Annotated in this window: 10 protein-coding genes and 1 pseudogene; 6 read left to right on the plus strand and 5 right to left on the minus strand. The window is 69.8% G+C overall.

What is annotated here, in order from left to right; genetic code table 11:
• The 3 genes and pseudogenes from A5708_RS17490 to cofD form a co-directional block, all read right to left on the minus strand.
• A pseudogene (locus A5708_RS17490) lies at positions 1-346 on the minus strand (class I SAM-dependent methyltransferase); the annotation flags it as partial.
• A gap of 10 nt (positions 347-356) precedes the next feature.
• On the minus strand, positions 357-1,709 hold the full coding sequence (locus A5708_RS17495) for a coenzyme F420-0:L-glutamate ligase (RefSeq protein WP_065029838.1): 1,353 nt from the start codon (positions 1,707-1,709) through the stop codon (positions 357-359).
• Positions 1,710-1,758: 49 nt separating this feature from the next.
• A complete protein-coding gene (gene cofD, locus A5708_RS17500; protein WP_065029839.1) occupies positions 1,759-2,760 on the minus strand; it encodes a 2-phospho-L-lactate transferase in 1,002 nt (333 codons plus the stop codon).
• A gap of 389 nt (positions 2,761-3,149) precedes the next feature.
• Between cofD and A5708_RS17505 the strand changes: the two genes are divergently transcribed.
• Positions 3,150-3,488 carry a WhiB family transcriptional regulator gene (locus A5708_RS17505; protein WP_064954875.1) on the plus strand — a complete coding sequence of 113 codons (339 nt, stop codon included), beginning with the start codon at positions 3,150-3,152 and terminating at the stop codon, positions 3,486-3,488.
• Positions 3,489-3,557: 69 nt separating this feature from the next.
• Here A5708_RS17505 and A5708_RS17510 read toward each other — a convergent pair whose 3' ends face one another.
• Positions 3,558-3,980 (minus strand): metallopeptidase family protein, encoded by a 423-nt coding sequence (locus A5708_RS17510; RefSeq protein WP_065029840.1) that lies wholly within the window; start codon positions 3,978-3,980, stop codon positions 3,558-3,560.
• 188 nt (positions 3,981-4,168) lie between these two features.
• Between A5708_RS17510 and A5708_RS17515 the strand changes: the two genes are divergently transcribed.
• The 4 genes from A5708_RS17515 (at position 4,169) to manA (ending at position 8,487) form a co-directional block, all read left to right on the plus strand.
• Complete coding sequence (locus tag A5708_RS17515) at positions 4,169-4,612, plus strand: DUF3499 domain-containing protein (RefSeq protein ID WP_196772669.1); 444 nt, start codon at positions 4,169-4,171, stop codon at positions 4,610-4,612.
• 124 nt (positions 4,613-4,736) lie between these two features.
• Positions 4,737-6,134 carry a phosphomannomutase/phosphoglucomutase gene (locus A5708_RS17520; protein ID WP_065029842.1) on the plus strand — a complete coding sequence of 466 codons (1,398 nt, stop codon included), beginning with the start codon at positions 4,737-4,739 and terminating at the stop codon, positions 6,132-6,134.
• Positions 6,131-7,252, plus strand: coding sequence for a TobH protein (locus A5708_RS17525; RefSeq protein ID WP_065029843.1), 1,122 nt, complete (start codon positions 6,131-6,133; stop codon positions 7,250-7,252). The genes A5708_RS17520 and A5708_RS17525 overlap by 4 nt, the downstream gene beginning before the upstream one ends.
• An 8-nt stretch (positions 7,253-7,260) precedes the next feature.
• On the plus strand, positions 7,261-8,487 hold the full coding sequence (manA, locus tag A5708_RS17530; RefSeq protein WP_065029844.1) for a mannose-6-phosphate isomerase, class I: 1,227 nt from the start codon (positions 7,261-7,263) through the stop codon (positions 8,485-8,487).
• On the opposite strand, the gene A5708_RS17535 is transcribed toward manA, so the two are convergent.
• Positions 8,465-9,838 carry an FAD-dependent oxidoreductase gene (locus tag A5708_RS17535; protein ID WP_155766059.1) on the minus strand — a complete coding sequence of 458 codons (1,374 nt, stop codon included), beginning with the start codon at positions 9,836-9,838 and terminating at the stop codon, positions 8,465-8,467. The genes manA and A5708_RS17535 overlap by 23 nt on opposite strands.
• 94 nt (positions 9,839-9,932) lie before the next feature.
• Between A5708_RS17535 and A5708_RS17540 the strand changes: the two genes are divergently transcribed.
• Positions 9,933-11,218, plus strand: a 1,286-nt coding sequence (locus A5708_RS17540; protein WP_065029846.1) for an amino acid permease, incomplete at its 3' end; no start/stop codon positions are given.

The following is an 11,218-nucleotide window of genomic DNA, read 5'->3' on the forward strand; positions in this document are numbered from 1 at the left end:
GCTGCTGCGACGACCAGTTGCCGAACCGGATGTAGGGCGGGTTGCCGGCAACCCCGTCCCAGCCGCCGGCCTCGGCGGTGGCGAGCCAGGCGAACAGGCTCGCGGCGTCGACGGGAGCGAACCGGCGGGACTTGGCCGCCTCCTCGGCGATCAGCTCGACGCCCCGGACCTGGTCGCTGAGGCGAGCCAGCTCGCGCAGGATGGCGCCGTCGCCGCAGGAGGGTTCGACGATCTTGGGTCCCGCCGCGCGGACCCAGGCGGCCAGGAAGCGGGCCACCGGCGCGGGGGTGTAGTAGCCGCCGCGGACCTTGTCGGCCGAGGCCGTCGCCTTGCCCGCGAACTTCATGGGCTCAGTATTACTTGCGGATCAGCAGATCACCGGGGTCTCCCGGATCGCGCGGCCCGGCCGGTTCGGCGGCATAGCCGATGGCGATGGCGCCCAACGGCTCCCAGTCGGCGGGCAGTTCGAGCTCGGCGCGCACCAGGTCGGCGGCGAAGATCGTCGAGCCGATCCAGCAGCTGCCCAGCCCGCGCACCGCCAGCGCGACCAGCAGGGCCTGCACGGCCGCGCCGACCGCGACGGTGAACATGGTGTGCTCGGCGTCGGTGCGGGCGGCGTCGGGATAGGCGTGGGCGCCGTCGGGCACCAGGATCGGGATGACGACTTCCGGCGCGTCGTAGAGGATCTGGCCGCGCGCCACCCGGCGGTCGATGGAGTCCGCGGGCCGGCCGTCACCGGCGAGGTCGGCGCGCCACTTGTCCTTCATGCGGTCCAGCAGCCGGGTCCGGGTGGCCGGGGTGCGCAGCCAGACGAACCGCACCGGGCGGGTGTGGTGCGGCGCCGGTGCGGTGAGCGCCTCGGCGACGGCGGCCTCCAGCAGATCGGCGGGCACCGGCTCGGCGCTGAACCGGCGCACCGATCGGCGCAGCAGCTGCGCCTCGCGGCGGCCCATCTCCAGGGCCTCGGCGGTACCGAGCCAGAACAGGTCTTCGGTGCCGGGCCGCAGCAACTGTCGGGCCGTGGAGCCGTCGTCGGTCACGGACAGGCCGCGCACCACCGCCACCGGCATCGCGGTCAGTTTGCCCTTGACCAGATCGGCGGCCGCGGCGATCTCGTCGGCGATCGCGACCTCGGTGACCAGCAGCTCGTTGCCGTGCTGATCGACGGCCCCCGAATAGCCGTGCAGCACAGCCAGACCCGCCGCGCCCACGGCCGCGTCGGTCTGGCCGTTACGCCAGGCGCGGCCCATCGTGTCGGTGATGACGACGGCGACCTCGACGCCGAGCCGCTCGCGCAGCCCGGCCCGCAGCGCCGCCGCGCTGCCGTCCGGGTCGACCGGCAGCAGCGCCAGTTCGTCGCGGCCGACGTTGGATCCATCCACGCCCGCGGCGGCCTGCACCAGGCCGATCCGGTTCTCGGTGATCAGGGTTCGGCCCTTGCGGGCGAGCACCCGGACGGCTTCGTCGTCGACCAGCTTGCGCCGCAGTTCGTCGCGAGCCTCGGGATCCCGCGGCGCCGGCACCAGCCGGCCCTCACACTTGGACACCGCCTTGCTGGTGACCACGACGACGTCACCGTCGCGCAGCCACGGCGCGGCCGCGGCGACGGCCGCGCCCAGATCGTCGCCGGGCCGGAATTCGGGCAGCCCGGCGACGGGCAGGATTTCGATGGCGGCGGCGCTGCCGTGCTCGCCGGGCACAGAAGTCATCGGCGCCGCTCCTTCGCATCGCTTCGCTCTGCATCGTCGGCGGCCCGCGTCACGGGCTCACTCCCGCCAGGTCCAGCCCGGCCCGGACCATCTCGGCCGTCGCCGCCGGGTCGGTCATCACCAGCGGCACCGAGCGCACCTTGACGCCGTCGATGCCGGCGCGGTCGTCCTCACTCACCAGCCAGCCGTCCAGGATGCCGGTGTCGCGGCGCGCGCCGTAGTGGCGGCCGACCGCCTCGGCGGTCGACTCGACCCCGATCACGGACAGGCAGGCATCGGCCATGCCGCGCAATGGCTTTCCACCGATGATCGGCGAGTAGCCGACGATCGGTGCGCGCGCCGCGCGCAACGCGCCGCGAATGCCGGGCACGGCCAGGATGGCGCCGACGCTCACCACCGGGTTCGACGGCGCCAGCAGGATCACGTCGGCGTCCGCGATGGCCGCCGTGGCATCAGTTGTGGCGGCCGCTTTTTCGGCGCCGACGAACGCGAAGCTGTGCGTGGGGACCTGGGCCCGGTACCGGACCCACCACTCCTGGAAGTGGATGGCCCGCCGGCTGCCATCGTCGGGATCGGTTATCACCACGTGGGTCTCGCACCGGTCGTCGCTGGCGGGCAACAGCCGCGCGCCGGGTTGCCAACGGTCGCACAGCGCGGTGGTGATCTGTGACAGGGGGTAGCCGGCGTTGAGCATCTGGGTGCGCACCAGGTGGGTGCCCAGGTCACGGTCGCCGAGTCCGAACCAGTCCGGCTGCACGCCGTAGCGCGCCAATTCCTCTTTGGCGTGCCAAGTTTCGTTCCGGTGCCCCCACCCTCGCTCCGGATCTACACCTCCACCTAAGGTGTACATGCACGTGTCCAAATCGGGGCAGACACGCAGTCCGTGGATCCAGGCGTCATCGCCAATGTTGACGAGCGCCGTCAGCTCGTGACTGCCGGCCTCCGTGTCCGGGCGCCGTTGCGATTGAAATTGACCGAGCCCGAACAGCTGTTGAACCCCCAGCAGGAAGCGGGCGCCGCCAACCCCACCGACCAGAACGGTGACCTTCACATTGCACGACAGTACTGCCCGGCCGCAGTGCTGTGACGGGCCCATTGGGGGTGCCTCAAAGTTGCGGTTCCCCAGCGGTTGTGGGCGACTTGTGGGAAAGTTGAGGGCCCTGTGATCGACACGCCGAAGGCCCAAAACAACAGAAACGCCGAAATTCGATCACGAGATGGTATGGAAATGCGCCGAAGTGCTTGACCCGGCAGATCAACCCGTGTCTAATCACAACAGTGTCATTTCCCGGTTGGCCGGCCGACTCCGGTGTCGCAGACCGAGATTCGATCACTTGTTCGAATTGTCTGTACATCAGAACAGTGGGAAACCAATCACTCTCTCTCAATCAAGCTGAGGAGGCGGACGACCGTATGTCTTACGAAACTTTTCGAGGCGCCATGGCGAGCACGCCGCACACCGACATCGACCCGGCACTGGACCGCCCCGCTCGGCCGCATTTGACCGTGGTTCCTGATGCGCCAATCGCTTTCGAGCCCGAGCCCTTGCCGGAGCCTGCCGCCGACCAGTGGCAGGATCGCGCGCTGTGCGCCCAGACCGACCCCGAGGCTTTCTTCCCGGAAAAGGGTGGTTCCACCCGCGAGGCGAAGAAGATCTGCCTGGGTTGCGAGGTGCGTCATGAGTGCCTCGAGTACGCCCTCGAGCACGACGAGCGCTTCGGTATCTGGGGCGGTTTGTCCGAACGTGAGCGCCGCCGCCTCAAGCGCGGCATAATCTGACGCACGCTGATCGCAATGCGCGCCGAGTGTTAAGCCTCCAGCACTCGACGCGCAACGCGCAAGGCGATGTTATTCGTCGTCGATTGTCGGATCGATGACCGACGGCTCAACGTCGAGGTAGATGGCGACCTGGGCCACCAAGATTTCGTGCAGCAGGTCACCGAGTTCGACGGTGTCTTTAGCCCGTCGCTCAATTGGCTTGCGGAACAACACAATTCGCGCCCGCGTGGAGTTGCCGCGGATGTCGACGCCGGCCGGGATCAACCGCGCCAGCGGGATCGGCCCATCGGCGATCACCTCGGGTGGCCACTGCACACTGTCGGGATCCTTGGCCGAGATGCGCGGAATCTCGTCGACCGCCACGTCCAGTTCGGCCAGCCGGTCCTGCCAGCTCCGCTCGATGGGTTCGTAAGCCTCCAGCACCGCCATGTCGAACCGCTCGGCGCGGCTGCGCCACCCTGGCACGGTCGGGGGCAACAGCGGGCCGCGCATATCGCGACCCCTGCGGAAGAGTCGATGGGTACCGGTTCGCCGCGGAGCCGAACCGTCGGAAAACCGATCTCTTCGCGGGGAGCTGCGCGAATCACCCACGCGCCGATGGTAACGGTTGCACATCGAGGGCCCGGGAGTTGCGCGTGTCCGGCGCTTCGGCAGCGTTTGCGCACGATAGCCTTTCGAGCGTGAACGTTCCCCGTCGCTGTTGCCGGCCCGGGTGCCCGCACTACGCCGTGGCGACCCTGACGTTCGTCTATTCGGACTCGACGGCAGTCGTCGGTCCGTTGGCGACCGCGCGGGAACCGCATTCCTGGGATTTGTGCGTCAACCATGCCGGCCGGATCACCGCGCCCCGCGGGTGGGAGCTGGTGCGCCATGCCGGGCCCCTCGTTTCTGAGCCCGCCCACCCAGACGAGGACGACCTGGTCGCCCTGGCCGACGCGGTGCGCGAGGGCGGCGATCGCCGCGCGCCGTACGCGGCGACGCCGGTGAACGGTTTCGCCGACGCGCACATTCATCACGGCGGGTCCCAGGCCACCGCGCCCAGCAGCAGCCTGCTGGCACCGCCCGAGCATCGCTCCGGACGGCGTCGCGGACATCTGCGCGTGTTGCCCGATCCCAGCGACTAGCCCCGATGGTGGCGACCCGCCGTCCTGACCGGCCCGACGCGAAATCCTCACGCACCGCCGGGGCTCCAGTTGTCGGTGGCCCGATAGGCTGACGGCCAAGAGTTCACGTCGTCAGGAGTCCCGCATGTCTCGGCCCGCCGCGACTGTCCACCGTGTCGTCAAGGCTTACGACGTGCGTGGGCTAGTCGGCGAAGAGCTCGACCAGCCGCTGGTCACCGATCTCGGCGCCGCCTTCGCCAAACTCATGCGCGGCGAGGGCGCCCGCCAGGTCGTGATCGGCCACGACATGCGGGACAGTTCGCCCACGCTGGCCGCCGCGTTCGCCGCCGGGGTGACCGGCCAGGGTCTGGACGTGGTGCGCATCGGCCTGGCGTCCACCGATCAGCTCTACTTCGCCTCCGGGCTGCTCGACTGCCCGGGCGCCATGTTCACCGCGAGCCACAACCCGGCTGCCTACAACGGCATCAAGCTGTGCCGGGCGGGGGCCAAACCGGTCGGCGCCGAGACCGGCCTGCGCGTCGTCGCCGATGACGTGATCGCCGGCGTCGAGGGCTACCACGGGGAACCGGGCAGCGTGAGCGATCGCGATGTGTTGGCCGACTACGGGCAGTTCCTGCGGTCGCTGGTGAACACCTCCGGGCTGCGCCCGCTGCGGGTGGCCGTGGACGCCGGCAACGGCATGGCCGGTCTGACCACGCCCGCCGTGCTCGGCCCGATCGACTCGATCACGTTGAAGCCGTTGTACTTCGAGCTCGACGGCTCGTTTCCCAATCACGAGGCCAACCCGCTCGACCCCGCCAACCTGGTGGACCTGCAGGCCTATGTGCGCGAGACCGGCGCCGACATCGGGCTGGCCTTCGACGGCGACGCCGACCGCTGCTTCGTGGTCGACGAACGCGGCAACCCCGTGTCGCCGTCGACCGTGACCAGCCTGGTGGCCGCCCGCGAGCTGGGCCGGGAGATCGGCGCGACGATCATCCACAACGTGATCACGTCGCGCGCGGTGCCCGAACTCGTCGCCGAGCGCGGCGGCACTCCACTGCGGTCCCGGGTGGGCCACTCCTATATCAAGGCGCTGATGGCCGACACCGGCGCGATCTTCGGCGGTGAGCATTCGGCGCACTACTACTTCCGCGACTTCTGGGGCGCCGACTCCGGGATGCTGGCGGCGCTGTACGTGCTGGCCGCGCTCGGCGAGCAGGACCGCCCGCTGTCGGAGGTGACCGCGGACTACCAGCGCTACGAATCGTCCGGCGAAATCAACTTCACCGTTTCCGACGCCGGGCAGTGCACCGAGGCGGTGCTGAAATCGTTCGGCACCCGGATCCACTCCCTCGACCACGTGGACGGGGTGACGGCCGACCTCGGCGACGGCAGCTGGTTCAACCTGCGCAGCTCGAACACCGAGCCGTTGCTGCGGCTGAACGTGGAGGCCCGCACGGCCGAGGACGTGGCCGCGGTCGTCGCCCAGATCAGTGCCGAAATCGCCACGACGACCTCGGGCGTGAAGGCCGCGCCGTGAACGCCACCCGGTCGATCGATCTCGAGGACACCGAGCGCCTGCTGGCCGCCGACCGCGAAGGCCTGCTGCGTGCCGCGTCGTCGGCCGGCGCCCAGGTCCGTACGGTGGCCGCCGCGGTCGACGAGGGTGCGCTGGACCCGCTGCGCGCCGACGACCGGCCGCGCAGCGTCATCTGGGTGGCCGGGCGCGGTACCGCCGAGACCGCCGGCACGATACTGGCCGCCACGCTGGGGGGAACGGCCTCGCAGCCGTTCACGCTGACCGGCGAGGCGCCGCCATGGGTGGGTCCGCTCGACGTGCTGATCATCGCCGGCGACGATCCCGGTGATCCCGCGCTGGTCGCCGCCGCCGCGGCCGGGGTGCGCCGCGGCGCCCGGGTGGTGGTGGCCGCGCCGTTCGAGGGCCCGCTGCGCGATTCCACCGCGGGGCGCGTGGCGGTGCTGTCGCCCCGGCTGTGGGTGCCCGACGAATTCGGCTTGTGCCGGTACCTGGCCGCCGGCCTGGCCGTGCTGCACGCCGTCGACCCGCGGCCGAGCGTCGACCTGGCGTTGCTGGCCGACGAGCTGGACGCCGAGGCGCTGCGCAACAGCGCCGCCCGCGAGTTGTTCACCAACCCGGCCAAGACCCTGGCCGCACGGATCGGCGAGCGCCAGGTGGCCCTGGCCGGCGACAGCGCCGCCACCCTGGCGCTGGCCCGGCACGGCAGCTCGGCGCTGTTGCGGATCGCGCATCACGTCACCGCGGCCACCTGCCTGGCCGACGCCGTGGTCGCCCTGCGTTCCGGAGCTTCGGCCGGTTTCGGGGCCGGCTTCGAGGACCCGGACGCCGCCCTGTTCCACGACGAAGAGATCGATGGACCGCTGCCGCAGCGACTGCGGGTGCTGGCCCTGGCGCTGACCGCCGAGCGCACCGTGGTGGCCGCCCGGCTGGCCGGCCTGGACGACGCCGACCTGGTTGCTGCCGAGGACGTGCCCGAGGGGCCCGATGCCGCCGTGGGTCTGATCGGGTCCGATGGTTCGCGCGGGTCGGCCGGTGCTCAGCGCCCCGAGCAGCAACTGGCAGTATTGGCCGTCCGGCTGGAAATGGCTGCGGTTTATATGCGACTGGTGCGGGGATAGATACAACAGTGGAACTGCTTCGCGGTGCCTTGAGAACGTACGCCTGGGGTTCGCGTACTGCCATCGCCGAATTCACCGAGCGTCCGGTGCCGGCAGCGCATCCCGAGGCGGAGCTCTGGTTCGGGGCGCACCCCGGCGATCCGGCGTGGCTGGAGACGGACAACGGCGAAATCACGTTGCTCGAGGCGCTGGGCGACGACCCGGAGGGACAGCTCGGGCCGGTGTCGCGGGCGCGCTTCGGCGACGTGCTGCCGTTCCTGGTGAAGGTGCTGGCCGCCGACGAGCCGCTGTCCCTGCAGGCCCACCCGAGCGCCGCGCAGGCGGCCGAGGGGTACATGCGCGAGGAGCGGGTCGGCATCCCGCTGACCTCGCCGGTGCGCAACTACCGCGACATGTCGCACAAGCCCGAGCTGCTGGTCGCGCTGCACCCGTTCGAGGCGCTGGCCGGATTCCGGCAGGCCTCGCGCACCGTCGAGCTGCTGCGGGCCCTGGCCGTCTCCGACCTCGACCCCTACATCGATCTGCTGAACGACCAGTCCGACGCCGACGGTCTGCGCGCGCTGTTCACCACCTGGATCACCGCCCCGCAGCCCGACATCGACGTGCTGGTGACCGCCGTGCTGGACGGCGCCATCGCCTATCTCAGTTCGGGCGCAACCGAATTCGCCGCCGAGGCCAAGACGGTGCTCGAGCTCGGCGAACGCTATCCCGGTGACGCGGGCGTGCTGGCGGCGCTGCTGCTCAACCGCGTCAGCCTGGCGCCCGGCGAGGCCATCTTCGTCTCCGCCGGCAACCTGCACACCTACCTGCGGGGCTTCGCGGTGGAGGTGATGGCCAACTCCGACAACGTGTTGCGCGGCGGGCTGACCCCCAAGCACGTCGACGTACCCGAGCTGTTGCGCGTGCTGGACTTCACGCCCACCACCGAGCAGCAACTGCGGCCGCGCATCCGCCGCGAGGGCTTCGGACTGATCTATGAGACCCCCGCCGACGAGTTCGCCGTCGCGCTGCTGGAGCTCGACGACGAGTACGTCGGGCACGAGGTGGACGCGACGTGCAGCCACGACGGTCCGCAGATCCTGTTGTGCAGCCAGGGGTCCACGACGGTGTACGGCAAGTCCGGCTCACTGACGCTGAAGCGGGGAATGGCCGCCTGGGTGGCCGCCGACGACGCCCCGATCCGGCTGGTCGCGCACGAACCCACCAAGCTGTTCAGGGCGACGGTTGGGTTGTGAGGGCCCGACGGTCCTTGGCCGCCTGACGCCGCTCGCTCAGCCATAGCCGCAGGTTGTGCGCCATCGCGCGGCCGACGATCCGCGGCGGCGGAACCATATAGAGGCTGTCGAGCAGCGAGAACCGCCGCAGGAACCATTCCGCCAGAACGGGTTCGGTCTCCGCGGCGCCCAGGAATTGATCGAACAGCGCCCCCGACGGCCGCCACCACCAGGGGATCGGCCCCTTGGTGCCGGCGTGGTGGAAGGTGACGTCGCCGATCGCGTTCATCACCCACACCGGGAAAGTGCTCTTGGCGGTGGCCCGGTTCAGCTCCGCGGCGACCCGATCGTCGGGGAACTGCAGCGCGCGGCGCAGGTGCCCGGCCTGCAGCGAGGTCATCGTCATGCCCTGGCCGAAGGTGGGATTGAAGCTGGCCACCGCGTCGCCGAAGGCGATGATGCCGGCCGGCAGGCGCTCCAGCTTGTCGTAGCGCCGCCACTTGCTGGCCGGGAAGGCGTGAAACGCCGGTTCGCCCAGCGGCTCGGCCCGCGTCAAAGCGGCGTGGAAGTGGGCCGGCAGCAGTTGCCGGGCCAGCTCCAGCATCTCCGGAAAGGTCCTCGGCGGTTTGGCGTTCGCCACGCCGAACGTGGTCAACACCCAGGTGGCGTCCTCGTAGCACAGCATGCCCAACCCCAGCGACTGGTCGTGCGAGGCCCCGGCGACCACCACCTTCTCCGCGATCAGCGCGTCGGGGATGGCGAACCGCTGGGTGGCGTAATGAATGCCGATGTCCACGGCCTGTTCCACCGGGCGCTCGAATCCCCAATCCGTCAGCCACGCCGGCAGCCGGGTCCCGCGGCCGGCCGCGTCGACGACGAGGTCCGCGGCGACGAATTCCGGGTCGTCGCCGTCGGCATCCAGCAGCACGCCGGTCACCCGTTGCCGCACGCGGTCGAACCGTGGCTCGGCCACCGAACGGCGCGCCACGGTGACGTTGTCGAGGTCGCGAACTCGTTTGCGCAACTGCCATTCCAGATGCGGGCGGCTGGGCACGTAAGCGGTGAATTCGTCGCGCAGGGTCTGCCCGGTGCCCAGCACGTGGCCCGCGGCACCCAGGTGGATGCAGTCGGGCCGATTCTGGAGTTTGAGCACGCCGGCGGCCACCATGTCGTCCAGCAGGCCGGGGAAAAGGTCCTCGAATTCGATGGCCCCGCGGGCCATCAGCATGTGCAGGTGCCGATCCTGGGGCACCGTCGCCCGGTTCGCCGGTTCGGCCGGCAACTCGTCGCGCTCGTACACCGTCACCCGCGAATACGAATCCGAAAGCACCCGCGCCGCGCAAAGACCGGCGATGCTCCCCCCGATGACCACGGCATGGTCCCTGACCGTTGCTGTGCTATCCGGCATTCGCGGAGAGTACCCAGTACTGTGACGGACCAATGATGGGTTGGGAAAGGGCGAAAGTATGGCCAATCGATGGCGGACCAAGTCGATCGAGCAATCAATCGCCGATACTGACGAGCCGGACACCAAGCTGCGCAAGGACCTGACCTGGCGGGACCTGGTCGTGTTCGGCGTCGCGGTGGTGATCGGGGCCGGTATCTTCACGGTCACCGCGTCGACGACGGGCGACATCACCGGCCCGGCGATCTGGGTGTCGTTCGTGATCGCGGCGGGCACCTGCGCGCTGGCCGCGCTGTGCTACGCCGAGTTCGCCTCGATGCTGCCGGTGGCCGGTAGCGCCTACACCTTTTCCTACGCCACCTTCGGCGAGTTCCTGGCCTGGATCATCGGCTGGAACTTGCTGCTGGAATTGGCGATCGGCGCGGCCGTGGTGGCCAAGGGCTGGTCGAGCTACCTGGGCACGGTGTTCGGATTCGCCGGCGGCACGGCCAAATTCGGCTCCGCTCAGGTGGACTGGGGGGCGCTGGTGATCGTCGGGGGAGTGGCGACCCTGATCGCGCTGGGCACCAAGTTGTCGTCCAGGTTCTCCGCGGTGGTCACCGCGATCAAGGTGTCGGTCGTGCTCTTCGTGGTCGTGGTCGGCGTCTTCTACATCAAGCGCGCCAACTACTCGCCGTTCGTCCCCAAGGCGCAAGCCGGTAGCCAGGCCAAAGGTATCGACCAGTCCGTCCTGTCGTTGCTGACCGGCGCGCACAGCAGCCACTACGGCTGGTACGGCGTGCTGGCGGGGGCGTCCATCGTGTTCTTCGCGTTCATCGGGTTCGACATCGTCGCCACCATGGCCGAGGAAACGAAGAATCCGCAGCGCGACGTGCCGCGGGGAATCCTGGCGTCGCTGGGCATCGTCACGCTGCTCTACGTCGCGGTCGCCATCGTGCTGTCCGGGATGGTCTCCTACACCCAACTCAAGACCGTTCCGGGCCGCGGGCAGGCGAACCTGGCCACCGCCTTCACCGCGAACGGCATCCACTGGGCGAGCAAGATCATCTCCATCGGCGCGCTGGCGGGACTGACCACCGTGGTGATGGTGCTGATGCTCGGCCAGTGCCGGGTCCTGTTCGCCATGGCGCGCGACGGGCTGTTGCCGCGCTCGCTGGCCAAGACGGGCTCGCACGGGACCCCGGTGCGGATCACCGTGCTGGTCGCCGTGGTGGTTGCCGTGACTGCATCGGTGTTTCCCATCACCAAGCTCGAGGAGATGGTGAACGTCGGAACCCTGTTCGCGTTCGTCCTGGTCTCGGCCGGCGTGATCGTCCTGCGCCGGACCCGGCCGGACTTGGAGCGCGG

It is taken from the genome of Mycobacterium colombiense, assembly GCF_001672755.1.
GTDB lineage: Bacteria > Actinomycetota > Actinomycetes > Mycobacteriales > Mycobacteriaceae > Mycobacterium > Mycobacterium colombiense_C.

What these genes read in the sequence shown, in the direction of transcription:
- A5708_RS17495 (WP_065029838.1), bottom strand. Translation starts at nt 1,709, where the DNA reads ATGACTTCTGTGCCCGGCGAGCACGGCAGCGCCGCCGCCATCGAAATC.
- A5708_RS17505 (WP_064954875.1), top strand. Translation starts at nt 3,150, where the DNA reads ATGGCGAGCACGCCGCACACCGACATCGACCCGGCACTGGACCGCCCC.
- A5708_RS17510 (WP_065029840.1), bottom strand. Translation starts at nt 3,980, where the DNA reads ATGCGCGGCCCGCTGTTGCCCCCGACCGTGCCAGGGTGGCGCAGCCGC.
- A5708_RS17520 (WP_065029842.1), top strand. Translation starts at nt 4,737, where the DNA reads ATGTCTCGGCCCGCCGCGACTGTCCACCGTGTCGTCAAGGCTTACGAC.